The sequence below is a fragment of the Jiangella endophytica genome (genome assembly GCF_003427025.1).
In the GTDB taxonomy this organism is placed as follows: domain Bacteria; phylum Actinomycetota; class Actinomycetes; order Jiangellales; family Jiangellaceae; genus Jiangella; species Jiangella endophytica.
The window spans coordinates 17,941-35,743 of record NZ_QVAI01000027.1; the positions used below are offsets into that span (position 1 = coordinate 17,941).

Below are 17,803 nucleotides of genomic sequence, written 5' to 3' on the forward strand. Positions count from 1 at the left end.
TCCGGCCGGGCCCGGCCAGGCCGTCGGCCGGGGGCGTCAGCCCAGCGATTGCGCGCCGACGACGGAGAGCAGCCGCAGCTTGTCGTAGCTCTCGCTGCCGGGGACGGCGGTGTAGATCAGCAGGCGGTGCGACTGGTCGGGGTCGAGCAGCGCCTGACAGTGCAGTTCCAGCAGGCCGACCTCGGGGTGGATGAAGCGCTTCACCTCGTGGGGACGGACACCGATCTCGTGCTGGTCCCAGAGGGCGCGGAACTCCGCGCTGCGCTCGAGAAGCAGGCCGGCGTAGTGCGCCGCCTTGGAGTCGGGACCCCGCAACGTGACGACGGCGCGCAGTCCGGAGGCGAACATCCGGGAGAGCAGCGGGTGGTCGTCGGGTGCGTACCGGTCCCGGGTGGCGGGGTCGGCGAACCAGCGGTAGCCGAGGCTGCGCTCCGGCCCGGTGTACTGGGTCGTGTCGCCGGTGAGCGCGACGCCGAGAGGGCTCTGGCGCAGGGTCTCCGCCAGCTCGGTGATGATCTCGGCGGGGGTGTCGTCGAGGCGGTCGAGCGTGCGTAGCAGGCCGGGGCTGATGTGGTCGCTGGCCGCGCCCCGGACCGGCGGGTTGTGCCCCGCGAGCCGGAACAGGTGGTCGCGCTCGTCGAGGGAGAGGTGCAGGCCCTGCGCGATGGAGGCGATCATCTGCTCGGACGGCTGCGGGCCCCGCTCGCGCTCCAGCCGCGCGTAGTAGTCCGTCGACATGTGGCAGAGGGACGCCACTTCCTCGCGCCGCAACCCGTTGGTCCTGCGGCGCCGCCCGCGTGGGAGGCCGACGTCCTCGGGCTGCAGCGACTCCCGGCGGCGCCGCAGGAACGCCGCGAGCCCGGCCCGGTCGATCACCATGGGTGGTCCCTCTCGTCGTTTGGACCTTTCTACCGCCTGGGCGTCGCGGCAACCACGGATCGTCGATCCGTGGATCAGCGAGCCCTGAATCCGCCCGCGGCGAGCTCCCAGCATGGACCTACGACCTGATGCACGAAGGAGACCACCCATGGCTCGCACCATCGACATCGAGATCCCCGACCAGACCGGCAGGATCGCCGTCATCACCGGTGCCAGCGACGGCATCGGGCTGGTCATCGCGACCCGCCTCGCCCGGGCGGGCGCGGAGGTGATCATGCCGGTCCGGAACACGGCCAAGGGCGAGAAGGCCGCGGAGCGTGTCCGCGGTCTCGTGCCGGGCGCGAAGATCGCCACCCGGGCCCTCGATCTGTCCTCACTGGACTCCGTGGCCGCCCTCGCGGACCAGCTCGTGGGCGAGGGCCGGCCGATCGACCTGCTCGTCAACAACGCCGGCGTGATGACACCGCCCAGCAGGCAGCTCACCGAGGACGGCTTCGAGCTGCAGTTCGGCACCAACCACCTCGGGCACTTCGCTCTCACCCTGGGCCTGCTGCCGCTCCTGCGGCAGGGCCGGGCCCGGGTCACGCACCAGACGAGCATCGCCGCCCGGAGCGGCGCGATCAACTGGGGCGACCTGAACTGGGAGCGCACCTACGACGTACGCAAGGCTTACAGCCAGTCGAAGATCGCGGTCGCTCTGTTCGCCCTCGAACTCGACCAGCGCAGCGCCGTGGCGGGGTGGGGCATCACCAGCAACCTGTCCCACCCGGGCGTCTCGCCCACGAACCTGCTCGCCGCGCAGCCCGGCATGGGGCGGCAGCGCGACACCGGCTCGGTCCGCCTGATCCGCCTGCTCTCCCGGGTGGGCGTCACGGGCACCGTCGACAGCGCGGCGCTGCCGGCGCTGCTGGCCGCGACGGGTGCGGACTCGCGGGGCAGCGAGTTCTACGGCCCCAGCGGACGGAGCAACCTCGGCGGCGCGCCTGCTCGGCGGGATCTGTGGACCCCCATGCGCAACCCGGACGACGCGCGCAGGCTCTGGGACGTCTCCGAGGGCCTGGTCGGTGTCCGGTTCCCCGTCTGACCGGGGCACGGTGATGAATCCGGGAACGCCTCATCAGCCGTGGCGGCAGGCGAGCCACCTTGGCAGCGGCGCTACCGATCGTTCCACCGCAGGTCCGCCGGCCACCGCAGTTGCACGCCGCGGCGGACGAGGACGTCCTGGAACTGCGCCAGCAGTGCGGCGTCACCGTGGACGGCGTGCGGTTCGGTGCCACGGTCCAGGCAGAACGCGGCCAGCGCGCCGGCCGCCTCGCCGATGGACCACTCCACCGGGTGGAGGCGGTAGCAGCCGTTGGTGATCTGGGTGGTGCCGATGTTCTTGGCGGCCGGCAGCAGGTTGCGGACCCGCCGCGGCACCAGCGCGCCGAGCGGGATCTCGAACGGTTGCGGGCGGTCGCCGGGGTGGCGTCCGCTGACGGTGGAGGAGTGCCGGTCGACCCAGAAGTAGTGGCCGACGCCGACGCTGTCCGGGTAGGTCTCGGCGCCACGGTCGCCGCGATACCGGACCGACACGTCCTGCTCGACGATCGTCCGAAGTGCCAGGACGCGCCGGGATTCGCGGATGTACGGGTGCATCGCGAACCCGTCGTCGGTGCCGGCGACGTCGGCCCGCAGCCGCAGGCCCGGCCAGCCGGTGCCGCCGTCGGGCCGGGGCGCGTCGGTCTGCAGCCAGTACAGCAGCGACCGGCTCAGCGCCTTCGCGCCGGCCCAGTGCTCGGCCGCGTCCGGGACACCGAACAGCGGCCCGCCGACGTAGTCGTTCATCGGCCAGTTCACGACCACGACGTCGCTGCGGTAGAAGCCGTCGCGGAACTGCCGGCGCGCGGCGATCCGCCGGTATGTCCACAGGTTCGGTGACGGGCCCATGTTGCGGTGGTCGAGGTCGACGGCGAACGGGTCGTCGTCCGGGTTGGGATCCATCCGCCAGACCCGGGTGGGCCGGCCGCCGGCGTCGAGCCCGTCCTCCCAGCCGAGCAGCCGCTTGCCGTCCATCTGGTGCGGGTGCCAGTCGCGGAACCTGGCGTAGTCCGCCGGCCGGTCGATCGTGTGGTCCTCACCGTCCAGGTGGTCGACGGCGAAGCACCACGTGACGCCCTGCATGTCGGTCGGGTCGGCGGTGCCGGCGGCGCTCGGCTCACCGGTCATCTCCCGGGACTCGCGACCGGAGACGTGCTCGACGCCGCCGAGGTCGAGGACGTCGCCCAGCTCGGTCGCGTCGAGCACGTACGGCGCGACGAGGTCGGTGGCGCCGCGCTGTGACACCACGCGCACGCCCGTGACGCGGTCGCCGTCGGTCGCGACCCGCTCGGGGGAGGTCTCCAGCAGCACCGTCAACCGGCCCGAACCGACGTATGGCAGCAGCAGCTGGTCGATCAGCGTGACCGCGACGCGGGGGTCCGTGCTGATGGGGCTGACCCAGGCGGCGCCCGGGTTGAGGTACGGGTCGGCGCGGGCGGCGTCGGTGAGCGGGAACCGGGCGCGGTAGTGGTCGCGCAGTCCGTCCCGGAACGCGCGGTAGGAGCGGTTGGCGCCGTCCTTCTCGATGAACAGGTGTTCGTCCGTGGGGACGAGCTGGCTGGTCAGCTGGCCGCCCAGCCAGCGGGTGGGCTCGGTGAGCACGACCCGGCGGCCCGCTTCGAGGGCCGCGAGCGCGGCGGAGACCCCGCCCAGTCCGCCGCCGATGATGGCGATGTCCGCCTCGATCTCCACGTTGAACCCACCTTCGTCGATCGGTCTGTGTCGCGGCACCTCTACCGCCGCGCACCGAGTACTGCTATAAAAGCAACACCCGTAATGCTATAACAGCAACACGATGCGCTCTCGTCCCCCCGAGCGCCGCCGTCGAGGAGGAACTGCAGCAATGAGGCTCACACTCCGAAGCCGATCGCCCAGGGCCGTCGCCGTCGCGACGGCCGGCGCCGTGGCCGTCGTCCTCACCGCGTGCTCCGGCGACGACGCCGAGCAGGCGGCGGGCGGTCCCGTCGAACTACGGATGACCACCTGGAGCGGCAACGACGCGCACCACGCGATCTTCCAGGAGATCGCCGACGCCTACGTCGACCAGCACCCGGACGAGGTGAGTGGCGTCGAGTTCGACGCCATCACCGACGGCACCTACGTCAGCGCCATCACCACCCAGATCGCCGGCGGCGACTCGCCGGACCTCATCTGGGTCACCGAGTCCTACGCCGACGAGTTCGTCTCCAGCGGCGTCCTCGCCGACGTCGCGCCGGTCTTCGCCGACGCCGAGGGCTACGACGCCGGCGACCTCGCGCCGAACGCGATGGACCTGTGGACCGACGGCGACGCCACCTACGCCTACCCGTTCTCGACCAGCCCGTTCGGCATCTACGCCAACCTCGACCTGGTGACCGCGGCCGGCCAGCCGAACCCCCGTGACCTGATCGCCGCCGGCGAGTGGACCTGGGACCGGCTGGCCGGCGTCGCCGCCGCGACGGTCGCCGCGCAGGGCGTCGCGGGCATCCAGCTCAGCGTCGACGACCCCTACGCCCTGCCGAACGACGCCATCATGCCGATCGGCCTGGCCTGGGACGCCCGCCCGTGGAGCGAGGACGGCACCACCTGTCAGTACACCAGCCCGGAGACCGTCGGCTTCCTCGAGTGGTACCACGAGCGGGTCTACCAGGACCGGGCCTTCCCGGCCGTCGGCGAGGCCGTCGACTTCGCCTCCGGCCAGGCCGCCTTCCGGATGGGTCAGCTGAGCCTCTCCGCCGGTCTCGGCGACACCTTCGCGTGGGACTTCCTGCCGCTGCCGGACGGCCCGGCCGGCACCGTTCCGGTGATCGGCCAGGCCGGTGTCGGCGTCGTCGCCAACGGCGAGAACCCCGAGGCGGCGGCGGACTTCCTGGCGTTCTTCACCAGCCCGGAGAACGCGGCCAGGCTCGCGGAGTTCTTCCCGCCGCCGCGCGAGTCGCTGCTGGACGCGGCGACGCTGCAGGCCGCCGCGCCGTCGCTGACGCCCGATCAGCTCCAGGGAACGGTGATCGACCAGGCACTGGCCGCGCGGACGAAGGTCGGGCACCCCCGGCTGAGCCAGATGGCCGACACCATCCGGGCCGGACTCGACGCCATGTGGACGCCGGACGCGGACGTCGAGGCCGTGCTGGCCGACCTGTGCGCCCAGATCGAGCCGACGCTGGCCGAGTGAGCGGCATCGACACGGCCACGGCCGCCACGACCCGGACCGGCGCGGTCGGCTCGCGCCGGTCCGGGGGCCGGCGACCGGCCCGGACCGACGCGGCGGTCGGCCTGGCCTTCGTCGCGCCTGCGGTCGTCGGCGTGATCGGGCTCGGGCTGGTGCCCTTCGGGTTCGTGATCTGGTTCGCGCTGCACGACTGGAACCCGCTCATCGGCGAGTTCACCTGGACCGGCCTGGACAACTTCACCCGCCTCGCCGGCGACGACGTGGTGTGGGGTTCGCTGCTGACGACCCTCGCGTTCACCGGCCTGCTGATGGTGCTGAACATCTCGCTCGCGCTGTTCCTCGCGATCCTGCTCAACCAGCGGCTGCGCGGCATCACGACGTTCCGCGCGTTCTTCTTCTCGCCGGTCGTCGTCTCGACCGTCGCGTGGGTGCTGATCTGGGGCTACCTGGTCGCGGACAACGGCGGCATCAACGGCGCGCTGTCGACGGTCGGGATCGACGGGCCGAACTGGCTGCGTGACGCCACGTGGGCGCTGGTCACGGTCGTCGTCATCCAGGTGTTCAAGGGCGTCGGGATGAACATGATCCTGTTCCTCGCCGCCCTGCAGGGCGTGCCGCCGGAGCTGAAGGAGGCCGCGCGCATCGACGGCGCCGGGGCGTGGCGCACGTTCCGGTCGGTGACCATCCCGCTCATCACCCCGACGATCCTGCTCGTGTCGATCGTGACGATGATCGCGGCGATGGACGTGTTCGTGCCGATCCAGGTGCTCACGTCGGGCGGGCCCGGCCGGTCGACCACCGTCATCTCCTACCTGCTCTACCAGACGGCGTTCCGCCAGAACGACTTCGGCTACGCCGCCGCGATCGGCGTCCTGCTGTTCGTCGTGACGCTGGCGCTCACCCTGGTGCAGTGGCAGTCGCGCCGCCGGTGGGTGCACGATGAGGTCTGACGTCCGCCGGCCGGCCACCCGCCGCCGGCCGTGGAGCTCGGTGGCCACCCAAGCGGCGCTCTACCTGCTGCTGGCCGTCATGTCGGTCCCGTTCGTCTACCCGACGATCTGGATGGTCTTCTCGGCGTTCAAGCCCGCGCACGAGATCTTCGCCGTCCCGCCGCGGCTGTTCCCGCAGGACTGGACCCTCGACGGCGTCTCGCGGATCTTCACCGTCACGCCGTTCGCTCAGCAGTACGCCAACTCGCTGTACATCGCCGTGGTCGTGACGATCGGCTCGATCGTCGTGTGTGCCCTGGCCGGCTACGCCTTCGCGCGCATCCGGTTCCCGTTCCGCAACGGGCTGTTCCTGATGCTCATCTCGGCGTTGATGATCCCCAGCGAGGTGACGATCATCCCGATCTTCCGCTGGGTCTCGCAGCTGGGCCTGATGGACACCCATTGGCCGCTCATCATCGTGCCGATCTTCGGCCCGCAGTGCGTGGTCGGGATCTTCATCTTCCGCCAGTTCTTCCTCTCCCTCCCGGGCGAGCTGGAGGAGGCCGGCCGGCTCGACGGCCTCGGCCGGGTGGGGATCTTCCTGCGCATCGCCCTCCCGCTGTCCGGCCCCGCGATCGCGGCCGTCGCGATCATGAAGTTCCTCAACTCGTTCAACATGTACTTCGAGCCGCTCATCTTCCTGCGCAGCGAGGAGCGGTTCACCGTCGGACTGGGCCTCACCCAGTACCAGGACACCTATGGCGAGGCGATCTACAACACCCAGATCGGCGCCACCGCGCTCACGATCATCCCGGTGCTCATCGTGTTCCTGTTCGCGCAGCGCCAGTTCGTGGAGGGGCTCGCGCGCACCGGCATCAAGGGCTGACGCCCGGCTGCTTCCACCCGTCCCCATGCCTCCGGAGGTCGACGATGACTGACGAAACCCGCCTGCCCGTGCCGCCGCTGGTGACCCGGCGCACCGTCCTGCTCGGGACCGGTGCCGCCGCCCTGGGCGCCGCCCTGCCGCTGGTGACCGCGCCCGCCGCCCGCGCGGCGCTGCCCACCGTCCCGGCCCTGCCCGCGGAGCCGGACCGCGCCCTGTTCGCGCCGAACGAGCAGGTCTTCGCCGGATACCTGAAGATCCTCGCGCCGATGGCGAACGACATCGTCACCGACGGCTCGGCGAACCACGGCTGGATGGCCGGCGGCTGGTGGCGCACCCCGAGCGAGCCGTTCAACGCCCGCGTCATGGAACACGTCGCGACGTTGAGCTGGTTCCTCGCCAACGACCGGCCCTGGAACCCGTACCACGGCGACACCGCGCTCGAGGCGCGGTTGTCCGCGGCCGTCGACTACTACCTGAGCCTGCAGCACGACGACGGGTCCTTCCCCGAGTACTCGATCACCGAGCACAGCCTGGCCGCGACGGGGTTCGGCACCGTCGCGCTCGCCCGGGCGCTGGTGGAGATGCGCGCGGCGGGCACGGACTACGACCAGCGGGTGCGGATGCGCGACGCCATCGCGGCGTCGTCGGCCTGGCTGGTCGACACGTCGAACGGCGCGCCCTGGAGCAACCCGATCGTCGCGGCCAACCAGACCGCAGCGGGCCTGGCCGGTGCCGCGGCCGCCGCCGAGGCGCTGCAGGACGACGCGCTGCTGGCCACCGTCCGGCAGCGGGTGACGCTGCTGGGCCAGCGCGGCCAGGCCCCGGGCGGCTGGTTCTACGAGCTGCGCGGCTTCGACTCCGGGTACAACTTCAGCGTCCAGCTGCCCGACCTGGGCGAGTTGCACGACCGCATCGGCGGCACCGAGCTGGAGGCCCAGGCCACGGCGTGGGTGGACTTCTTCCAGTACACGACGGTGCGCGAGCCGGGTGCGCCCGGCTACATCCGGATGGGCGCGGCGTCGTCGCGGACCGACTCCCGCCCGCCGGTGCTGGACGTCGTCGCCGACTCCGCCGACCGGTACGCCTTCGCCGCCCGGTTCCTGGCGGCACAGCCGAAGCTGGCCGCGTTCCTCACCAGCCGCGAGGACCGGGCCGCCGAGCGGTCCGCCTGGGCGTCATCGTCCGAGCCGATCCCCGCGCGGGCCAAGCAGGACACGTCGCCGAGGCTGTGGATGCACGTCTCGGCGGCGCCCGCCGGCCCGACCCTCGCGCAGAAACAGGCCGGGCAGGCGCTGCTGTCGCACGTGCGGTCGTCGCGGTGGACCCGGCTGCGCTCCACCACCGTGCTGGGCATGCGGTTCGTCTTCGTCCGCCGCCCGCGCTACTACGCCGGCGCGTTGTTCGGCCAGCGGGCCGGGGCGATGGTCCGCAACGGCGTCCAGCTGGTCTGGCACCCGGCGATGGGCGCCGTCGTCGTCGGACTCAACGGCGCCGGCGTGACCGACGACTTCTGGGCGACGGTGCTCGGCGCCGGCGACGACGCCCGGACCACCCTGACGGCGGCGTTCACCGACACTGCCGGCACCGCCGTCCCGGACAGCGGCGTCGACGCGATCACCGGCGACTTCCGGATCCGGCAGACTCCGGCCGGCGTCGCCGTCGAGACCACGACGACGTTCACCGACACCGGGCTGATGCGCAGCGTGAACGCGGACGGGGCGGCGACGGAGATGATCCCGCTCGTGCTCCAGCCGGGCGACGATCTCGCGTTCGCCGGGTCGTCGACGCCGGTCACCTACAACGCGCCGGCGAGCACCACCGCCACCGGCTTCACCATCGTCCGCAACGGCGTCACCGCGACCCTGTCGTGGGGCACGGCGCGCTCGGTGACGCTGACCCCGACGTCGCGCACGTTCTTCGCCGACAACGCCCGGCGGCAGCACGTCCTCCGCGTGACGCATCCCGGCACGCTGGAGCTCACGCTGGGACTCTCGGCGTGACCGCGGCGTCGAGCGGGCGCGGCCCGGTCGCTATCGGACCCGGCGACGTTAGTGCTATAAAAGCAACATGTTGCCGGCACAGCCCAATCGCTCCCTGATGGACGGCCTCGCCTGCCTGCAGGCCCTGGCCACCGCCGAGCGCCCGGTCGGCACCCGTGAGCTGGCCCGCCGGCTCGGACTGGAGCCCACCCGCGTCAACCGGCTGCTGCGCACGCTGGCCGCGATGGGCCTGGCGGAACAGGACGAGGGCCGCCGCTACCGGCCGGGGCCGGCCATCCACGTGCTGGCGGCGCAGAGCCTGCACGGTTCCGGCCTGGTCGACCTGGCGCTTCGGCACATGCGCGGGCTGCACGAGTTCGGCTACGCCGTCGCGCTCGGCGTGCTCTGGCGCGACCAGGTCAGCTATCTCTACCACGTCGGCTCGGAGGACCCGTCGTCGCACGTGTTGCAGGGCGTGCCGTACCCGGCGACGTCGTCGGGCGTCGGGATCGCGCTGCTCGCGCACGAGTCCGAGGACCACGTCCGGGCGCTCTACGCGCCGACCGAGCCGTCGCTGTTCCAGCTGAACTCGCCGCCGCCCGAGCTGGACGGCGATCTGGGTCTGCTCGCGCTGCTGGAACGTACCCGGAAGCAGGGCTTCGCGCTGGTCGAGACCGACCCCGGCATGCGGACCGTGGCCGTGGCCGTCGGCGACCCGCCCTACGCCGCGGTCGGCATCTCCGGCACCTTCGGCGACGCCGAGGTGCCGGAGCTGCGGACCGCCCTCGTCGACGTCGCTCAGAAGATCGCCAAGGGAAAGGACGACACGTGAACATCTCCGGTGTCATGCCGCAACTCGCGCAGGTCGCGGACCTCGGTCCGCCGCGCAGCGAGATCGGCGTCGGCGCGCTGATGCCGTGGGCCGGCAAGTTGTACGTGGAGAACTACGTGTCGCACAAGCGGGGCAGCGGCAGCGGGACGAGCCTGCGCCGCATCAGCGACGACTTCTCCATGGAAGTGGTGCCCGAGACCGTCGGCGTCGACGGGACGTACTCCAACCGGTTCGTGCACTTCCCGTCGAACCAGCTGGTCATCGGCCCGCACGTGATCGATGCCGACCACAAGATCCGCACCGTCCCGGAGCTGGAGTCGCTGCGGGTCTGCGGCACGTCGCGGCACCTGACCGACCCGGACAACCTCGTCTACGTGCTGTGCATGGAGGGCGAGCTGTTCGAGCTGGACGTGCGGACGCTGGAGTGCCGGCAGGTGGCCGACCTCAACGACGAGCTCGACTCGGCTGGTGAGTTCCGCGTGCACTACAAGGACTGCTACACCGCGTTCGGCCGGCTGGTCGTCTGCTCGAATGAGTACCACGAGCCCGACTGGGCCGGCGAGCAGGCTGAGGGCCGGCTGGCCGAGTTCGACGGGCGGGAGTGGCGGATCCTGGAGCGACGGCCGTACACCGCGATCGGCGGGCGGCACGAGTTCGGCGGGACGATCTTCGCGTCCGGCTGGGACCAGGCGTCGGCCATCCTGTCCGTCTACACCGACTCCGACGGCCGGTGGACCCGGTACCGGCTGCCGAAGGCGTCGCACACCTTCGATCACAAGTGGCAGACGGAGTGGCCGCGGATCCGCGAGGTGGAGCACGAGCGGTTCCTGCTGGACCACCACGGCATGTTCTACGAGCTGTCGCCGTGGGCGTACGGCGGGCGGGTCTGGGGCGTGCGGCCGGTGTCGACGCACCTGTGGGTGCTCGGTGACTTCTGCTCGTGGCGCGGGCTGCTGGTCGCCGGGATGGACAATGCGTCGCCGAGCCGTGGCGAGAGCCCGACGACGGGTGAGCCGCAGTCGGGCCTGTGGTTCGGCAAGACCGACGACCTGTGGGGGTTCGGGAAGCCGGCCGGGTGGGGTGGCCCGTGGTGGTTGTCCGAGGTGCGGGCCGGTGAGCCGTCGGACCCGTATCTGATGACGGGGTTCGAGCACAAGTGCGTGCACCTCGAGAACGCCGGCGACACCGCCGCACGGTTCACCATCGAGATCGACGTCCACGGCCACGGCCGGTTCGCCGCCGGCCAGACGCTCGTCGTCGAGCCCGGCCAGACCATCACGCACGTCTTCCCGACCGGGTTCAGCGCCCACTGGGTGCGTCTCGTCAGCGACACCGACACCACCGCCAGCGCGCAGTTCTTCTACACCTGATGCGCCGACCGCGCCCTATCCGTGAGGACGTCCACCCCGTGAGCTCCGAGCGCCCGCTCCTCGTCATCGAACCGGCCACCGAACAGCGCGACTTCCGCACCGAACAGCTCGACGCCGACCTGGTGATCGTCGGCGGGGGACTGGCCGGGACGTGCGCGGCGATCACCGCCGCGCGGGCCGGCATCAGGGTGGTGCTGGTGCAGGACCGGCCGGTGCTGGGCGGCAATGCGTCCAGCGAGGTGCGGTTGTGGGCGCTCGGCGCCACCGCGCAGCTGTCCAACAACAACCGGTGGTCGCGCGAGGGCGGCGTCATCGACGAGATCCTGGTCGAGAACCTCTTCCGTAACCCCGAGGGCAACGCGGTCGTCGTCGACACCGTGCTGCTGGAGAAGGTGGTGTCCGAGCCGAACATCACGCTGCTGCTGAACACCGCCGCCGTGGGCGTGACCAAGGACGGTGCCGACATCGCGTCGGTGACGGCGTTCTGCAGCCAGAACTCCACCCGGTACGAGCTCACCGCGCCGTTGTTCTGCGACGCGTCCGGTGACGGTGTCCTGGGGTTCCTGGCCGGTGCGGCGTACCGGATGGGGGCGGAGTCGCGGGAGGAGTTCGGTGAGCTGTTCGCGCCGGAGGAGGAATTCGGCGCCCTGCTCGGCCACTCGATCTACTTCTACACCAAGGACGTCGGGGTTCCGGTCGCGTTCACCCCGCCCGGCTACGCCCTGGACGACGTCACCGCGATCCCGCGCTGGCGCAGTTTCAGCACGGCGGAGCAGGGGTGCCGGCTGTGGTGGATCGAGTACGGCGGGCGGTTGGACACCGTCCACGACACCGAGGCGATCAAGTGGGAGCTGTGGAAGGTGGTCTACGGCGTCTGGAACCACCTGAAGAACTCCGGGCGGTTCCCGGAGGCGGAGACGTTGACGCTGGAGTGGGTGGGGCTGATCCCGGGTAAGCGGGAGAGCCGCCGGTTCGAGGGCCTCTACATGCTGCGCCAGCAGGATCTCGTCGAGCAGCGACCGCACGACGACGCCGTCGGCTCCGGCGGGTGGTCCATCGACCTGCACCCGGCCGACGGCGTGTTCAGCGAGTATGCGGGCAGTCACCATCTGCACGCCCGCGGGGTCTATCAGGTGCCGTATCGGTGCCTGGTCAGCCGCGATGTCGGCAACCTGTTCCTGGCCGGGCGCATCATCAGCGTCACGCACGTCGCGTTCGCCTCCACCCGTGTGATGGTGACGAGTGCGCACCTGGGCCAGGCCGTCGGGATGGCCGCGGCGGCCTGCGTACGCGACGGAGTGGCTCCGGCGCAGCTGACCGAGCCGGACCGGATGCGGGCTCTCCAGCTCGACCTGCTGCGTACCGGCCAGCACATCCCCGGGCACCGTCTCGACGATCCGGACGACCTGGCCCGGCGGGCTCGGCTCTCCGCCTCCAGCTCGTTCGCGCTGTCCTCGCTGCCGGGTGACGGCCCGGCGGCGCCGCTGGACACGTCTCTGGCGCAGCTGCTGCCGGTGCCGGCCGGCCCGGTCCCGCAGCTCGGCCTGACCGTCGACGTCGCCGCCCCCACCACCCTCCGGGTCGAGCTGCGCACCGGCAACCGCCCCGACGACTACACCCCCGACGTCGTCCTCGCCAGCCGGGAGTTCCCGCTGACCCCCGGGCCGGGTCAGCGGCTGAAGCTCGACCTCGACACGGACGTCGACGAGCCCCGCTACGTGTTCCTGACGCTGCTGCGCAACGAGCACGTCGCCGTACACACGACGCTGACCCGGGTCACCGGGCTCATGTCCGTGCGGCACCGGTCGACGCAGGAGGCCGACCCCGCGGTCGGCCGCCCGCGGGTCGAGTTCTGGACTCCCGAGCGCCGCCCCGGCGGCCACAACCTCGCCGTGACCGCCGACCCGCCGCTGCGCGCGTGGGAGGTGGACAGCCTGGTCGACGGGCACGCGCGGCCCACGTCGCACCCCAACGCCTGGCTCGCGGCCGTCGGCGACCCCGCACCCAGCGCCACCCTGCGCTGGGACTCACCGCAGACCATCGCCCGGGTCGAGCTGACGTTCGACACCGACCCGGACCACCCGATGGAGACCGTGCTGTGGGGGCACCTCGAGCGCACGACCCCGTCATGCGTGCGCGACTACCGCCTGCGCGTCGGCGACACCGTGGTCGCGGAGCGTTCCGGCAACCACCAGACCCGCGACACCGTCACGTTCGATCCGCCCCTCGTGACCGACCATCTCGCTGTCGATGTCCTCGCCGGCCACGGGTCCGGCCCGGCGGCCGTCGTGCAGCTCCGCTGCCACTGAGCCCACAGCCGGCACACCCGACCGATGCGGCGCCGCGCGTGCGACAAGATCACTGCCTGTCCTGCGCGGCTCGATTGCATGTCGCGGTGGGCGCGAAGCTCGCCGTCGGTGAAGACGTGTGCGTCGTTCGGCACGACGATCGGTGGAGCGCGCAGGCGCGCGAGGGTGCTCCGTGACGTGGTCGGCGCCGCATCGGTCGTGCAGATCGGCTCAGTCCTCGGCGGCATGACGATCCAGTCAGATCTTCACACTTGCGGGAGATCCCCGTCGGTTCTGCCTCCGCAGGTTGAGTGGCGTTGTTCAGTGAACCGCCTATGAGCCTTGGAGCGGCTGGCCTGGGCGCGGCTGTCGAGGCCGGCGGGCGAATAGCCCGAACTCACGTATCCAACTCACGAATGCCGCCGTCATCGTGCGGTAACCGTCCAGATTCGGGTGCAGGGTGTCCGTGAACTGGTCGGCGTGCCCCGGCCCGAGCAGTTCGGTGCCCGCCAGGTAGTGGAGGTGGGAGTCGGCTCGTGCGCTGACGACCTCGGCGATGAGTGGCCGGATCGTGCCGACTGTGAGGTGCGGTAAGTCATCGGTCGGTGTCGTGCCGATGAACCCGCCGGCGCCGTCCGGACGGATCGGGCCCGCCTGGTGCTCATGCGGCATGCAGTAGACAGGGGACATGACGACGATGGACGTCTCCGGGTGCGCGTCACGGATGCGATCGAGGAAGCCGTGTAGTGCGGGGACGAAGACGCGCTCGCGCATCGCGTCGCCGTTCACGATGTTCACGCCCACCTCTAGGGAGATCACCTCGTAAGGTTGCGCTGCGATCGCTTTGGCGACGAACGGGTCGAGCAAGGCCTGTCCCGCCAACGCGTAGGAGCTCAGCTCGACGTCGAGGCGCACTGCGGCAGCGGTCGGCCAGGCGTCGATGGGATCGTCCACCTCGTAGCAGTGTGAGATGGAGCTGCCGTAGTGGGCCCACCTGGGCCGCGTCGACGGAGCCGGCGCGACCGGGGCGTCGGCGTGCAGGCTGATGATGTTCGTTTCGGCTCGATGCGGCAGCCACACGGTGACATCCCTGTCATCAGAGGCGTCACCAAGGTGGAATGTCAGGCGTCGCCGCCCATCGACCCGCGACCAGACGCCGTCCTCGTCCACGCTTGTTCGCCCGTCCGTCGGGACGCTGACGGACTCGCGGTGATCCGCCGTCATCGCCGTGAATACGGTCGGCCGACCCGACGGCCGCTCTTGGCGTCCGAGCGAGGCGAAGGTCTCCACTTCAAGCTCGATCCGGGTCGCCTTCGTGCGCAGGCGCAGGCGAACACCGGCCGCTTGTCGGGAGAGCCGGATCACGCGGTCGTCCGCACCGCGGGCGGCAACGCTCGGCGAGAGCCGGATAGGGAGCACGCCGCTCGCGGTCTCGTCCCGATACCCGGCGCCGGCCACGGCTGCGTCCAGCATCGCGCGATCGACCTTGTTCACGTGTGCTCCTCTGCCGATTCGAGGTGCTCTCGGTGTCCTCCGACGAGACAGATCTGCGGGTGCGCGAACGCGCACCCGCAGATCATCCCGCTCACCAGACGCGCAGGAGACTACTGTCCAGCGCATCCGCCGGTGTGAATTCCGCGGGGCGATAGGCGCGGATCATGCTCGTGCCAGGGGTGATCGTCGACATCCGCAGCCGCACCGTGAGATGAGTGGCGTCTGCGTCGAGCTGGACGTTGACCCAGTCAGTGAGATCGACCGACTGTACCGACGAGGTCGTTGTATCAGTAGCCGACGTGCCGGCCGCGAGCACCTTCGAGGCGGAGCTCGCCGCTCCGTAGGCCGCCGAGGTGATCGTCGACGCCGGCGGGAGATGCTCGATGACAACCTCGCCGGGCCGGATGTACTGGAACTGGGTGAGGTCGAGAAGCGCCGTTGAGACCTGGTCACGCTGGATGCCGTCGAGCGGGATCGAGAGCACGACCCGGTACTCGAGATCACCCGATGACGTCGCCGAGTTGCCGACCTGCAACCGGTCCGGGCTGGAGAGTTCGACCACGCCCGTGCTGCGTATGGACGCATCCAGCGCCGCCGAAGTCGGGACGATCTGCTGGTGCGGCTGCGCGGTGACGACCTCCAGCGCGAGCGGCCCCCGCTCAACCGTGTCGAACACGAGGTCGAGGTCCTGCGCCTCGGTGAGTGTGTTCGTGATGGTGACCTCCACGCTCCGGCGCTCGCGCGGCTGGAGCGTGAACGGCGCGTCCGAGAGGTCGTCGGTGACGCCGGCGACATCCTCCAGCTCGAGTCCGCCGGTGATGGGCTCGTCTGAGAGGTTGTCCAGCCAGATCGTCGCCACGTTGTCCTCGCCCGCGAACGGGACCGTCACCACCTTCGCGTCGACTGGCGGCACAGTGGTCAGCTGCACGGGCACCTCGGCGACGTGGTCAACCCCGCCGATGGTGAACTCGGCCGTGACGGACAGGTCCTGGAGGCTGCCGACGAGCGTGGACGGCGTCGGCAGGAGGCTGTCGAGGACATAGCTCACGTCGCTGGTCGTCCCGGTCGGCACAGCGAAGTTCACTTGACCTGCTACGCCCTGAACGTGCAGCGGCGCGAGTTGCCAGGAACTCGGGAACTCGATCGTCCACTCGGCATCCGTCGCCGTGGCATTCCCGCCCCCCTCGGACTCGAGGGCGAGGTTCAGGGCGACGTCCTGGTCTTCCACGACGCTGTAGTCCGAGGCCGCGACGGCGACGCGTACGCCGTAGATCGCGGCGACAGTGCTGTCCCACTGGGTTCGGACGCTGCTGAGGAACGTGGGTGCGTCGACGGGCCAGGCCTCTGGCTGGCCCTGCACCGACTGCTCGAGGGTCTTCAGAGCCGTGGTGATGAACCGCACCTGCGTGTCTGGCACCGATTCCGCGTCCCCCACCTCGAGTGAGCGTCCCAGCAGGCGAAGCTGGATCAGCAGGGTGGCGACCTTGCGCCGTGCGGTCGGCGATTGGCTGGGCAGCGCTTCGTGCAGGGCCTGGACCGCCGCCACCGTGCTCGCGAGTTCGTCACTCGGCGCGGTCGCCGCCGGGCGAGTGCCGAAGACCTCGCCGACCTGCGACACCCAGGCGTCGCCCTCGGCCTTCGTGGGCACGATCGCGTGCCCTTCGAAGAGCTCGTTCCAGCTCGCGATGACCGCCATCTTGAGGTCGCTGCCGCCCGAGAGGCTTTGCTGCGGATGCTCGTCCAGAAACGCCTTGGCCTCCCGGAGCATGCTGCCGAACTCGAGCGGTGTGTGCTGATCCACCCAGCGTTCACGATCCGTGCGGAGGATGTTGTCCCACCCGGCGGAGATCACGGGTATGTAGTCGGTCTCCGGTTCCACGTTCGCGGCGTAGTAGTCCCAGACGTAGTCGTGGTGGGAGCGAATCATGTTGTGGTAGCTCAGGTCGAGCTGATCGGTCCACTTGAGCGGCGCCCAGTTGTAGGAGCTGAAGAAGTCGTAGACGTCGTCGTCCTGGTCGTGGGCTGCGACGTATTCGCCGCTCGGGCCGGGCTGAGTGAGGCCGGCACCGAAGAGGACGTCGGCGAAGCCGGCGTCCTTGGCCTTCTGCCTCAGGATCGCGATGGCGTCCGCCAGAACCGCACGCTCCTCCGGAACGCCGGCCAGCTGATGCGGGTTGAGATTCGGGCGCGTGCCGGTGCTGAAGTCCTTCTGCATGCTCTGGACGTCGAAGGTGCTGATGACAGGCTTGTTGTCGATCTTGAGGTACTGCGGGTCGGCGAAGAGTTCGACCCACTCGTCCGTGATCGTGTCCCACTCGGCGGCGCGGGCGGCCTCGTAAGCGGCCTGGGTCATGCCGGGGGTCCGCAGGCTCTGCATGTCGAAAGGCGCATGATTCGCCCAGATGAGCGAGAACTGCATGGAGGACTTGTTCGGGGAGGTCCGGAACAGGTTCAAGCCGTTGTGCAGCCCGTAGCTGCCGCCTTGGCCCATGCCGCCCTCACGGTCGTCGAGGTCGGGGCGGTCGGGGAACCAGTCGAAGACGAAGTAGTCGACGCCGTTCGAGCTGGCGTCGATGATCTGCTGGTCCATGACGGTCTGGCTGTCGTCGTACCAGCCGTAGGCCGGCTCGCGCTCAGGCGCGTCGAGACGCCAATCCCGCCCGCCGTTGATCAGTGGGTTGGAGAAGTGCCGATTCGGCTCCTGGTACCAACCAGAGAAGTAGTACGTGCCGATCACGTAGTCGTCGTCCGGCACTGCCGACGTCTCTGCCGGGGCTCTCACCGCCGCCGGTCTCGCGTCGCCTGCGGTCGCAGCCGTCGCCGGCAGGAGCGCGAGCAGGACCGCTGCTGTTCCCACGATCGCGACCGTCGTCTTCCTGATGACCCTCATCGCTCATCCCGTCCGTCAGGTGTGCGCG

At 70.6% G+C, this 17,803-nt stretch carries 12 protein-coding genes; 8 read left to right on the forward strand and 4 right to left on the reverse strand.

Annotated elements, in window-relative coordinates; translation table 11 throughout:
- Nucleotides 1–36: 36 nt before the first annotated feature.
- Nucleotides 37–879 carry a helix-turn-helix transcriptional regulator gene (locus tag DZA62_RS32580; RefSeq protein WP_116953144.1) on the reverse strand — a complete coding sequence of 281 codons (843 nt, stop codon included), beginning with the start codon at nt 877–879 and terminating at the stop codon, nt 37–39.
- A gap of 148 nt (nt 880–1,027) precedes the next feature.
- On the opposite strand from DZA62_RS32580, the gene DZA62_RS32585 reads away from it, so the two are divergent.
- Nucleotides 1,028–1,963, forward strand: a complete 936-nt coding sequence (locus tag DZA62_RS32585) for an SDR family oxidoreductase (RefSeq protein ID WP_116953145.1) — start codon at nt 1,028–1,030, stop codon at nt 1,961–1,963.
- A gap of 71 nt (nt 1,964–2,034) precedes the next feature.
- Here DZA62_RS32585 and DZA62_RS32590 read toward each other — a convergent pair whose 3' ends face one another.
- Nucleotides 2,035–3,645, reverse strand: a complete 1,611-nt coding sequence (locus tag DZA62_RS32590; protein ID WP_116953164.1) for an FAD-dependent oxidoreductase — start codon at nt 3,643–3,645, stop codon at nt 2,035–2,037.
- A 157-nt stretch (nt 3,646–3,802) separates the two neighbouring features.
- On the opposite strand from DZA62_RS32590, the gene DZA62_RS32595 reads away from it, so the two are divergent.
- From DZA62_RS32595 to DZA62_RS32625, 7 genes are all read left to right on the forward strand, one after another.
- On the forward strand, nt 3,803–5,110 hold the full coding sequence (locus tag DZA62_RS32595) for an extracellular solute-binding protein (RefSeq protein ID WP_116953146.1): 1,308 nt from the start codon (nt 3,803–3,805) through the stop codon (nt 5,108–5,110).
- Nucleotides 5,107–6,057, forward strand: a complete 951-nt coding sequence (locus DZA62_RS32600) for a carbohydrate ABC transporter permease (protein ID WP_116953147.1) — start codon at nt 5,107–5,109, stop codon at nt 6,055–6,057. The genes DZA62_RS32595 and DZA62_RS32600 overlap by 4 nt, the downstream gene beginning before the upstream one ends.
- Nucleotides 6,047–6,922, forward strand: a complete 876-nt coding sequence (locus DZA62_RS32605) for a carbohydrate ABC transporter permease (RefSeq protein ID WP_116953148.1) — start codon at nt 6,047–6,049, stop codon at nt 6,920–6,922. Before DZA62_RS32600 ends, DZA62_RS32605 begins: the two co-directional genes overlap by 11 nt.
- A gap of 44 nt (nt 6,923–6,966) precedes the next feature.
- The gene (locus tag DZA62_RS32610) at nt 6,967–8,922 is read left to right on the forward strand and encodes a hypothetical protein (protein ID WP_157988049.1); all 1,956 of its coding nucleotides are present in this window, start codon (nt 6,967–6,969) and stop codon (nt 8,920–8,922) included.
- 67 nt (nt 8,923–8,989) lie between these two features.
- Entirely contained in the window at nt 8,990–9,733 is a 744-nt protein-coding gene (locus tag DZA62_RS32615; protein WP_116953150.1) for an IclR family transcriptional regulator, read from the forward strand.
- Nucleotides 9,730–11,103 (forward strand): hypothetical protein, encoded by a 1,374-nt coding sequence (locus DZA62_RS32620; protein ID WP_198664439.1) that lies wholly within the window; start codon nt 9,730–9,732, stop codon nt 11,101–11,103. The genes DZA62_RS32615 and DZA62_RS32620 overlap by 4 nt, the downstream gene beginning before the upstream one ends.
- Entirely contained in the window at nt 11,103–13,412 is a 2,310-nt protein-coding gene (locus tag DZA62_RS32625; protein WP_116953151.1) for an FAD-dependent oxidoreductase, read from the forward strand. The genes DZA62_RS32620 and DZA62_RS32625 overlap by 1 nt, the downstream gene beginning before the upstream one ends.
- Nucleotides 13,413–13,724: 312 nt before the next feature.
- Here the strand turns inward: DZA62_RS32625 and DZA62_RS32630 are convergent, their stop codons facing one another.
- Both DZA62_RS32630 and DZA62_RS32635 read right to left on the reverse strand, forming a co-directional pair.
- Nucleotides 13,725–14,885 (reverse strand): GDSL-type esterase/lipase family protein, encoded by a 1,161-nt coding sequence (locus tag DZA62_RS32630; RefSeq protein WP_157988050.1) that lies wholly within the window; start codon nt 14,883–14,885, stop codon nt 13,725–13,727.
- A 91-nt stretch (nt 14,886–14,976) separates the two neighbouring features.
- Nucleotides 14,977–17,775 (reverse strand): glycoside hydrolase family 99-like domain-containing protein, encoded by a 2,799-nt coding sequence (locus tag DZA62_RS32635; RefSeq protein WP_116953153.1) that lies wholly within the window; start codon nt 17,773–17,775, stop codon nt 14,977–14,979.
- Nucleotides 17,776–17,803 lie beyond the last annotated feature (28 nt).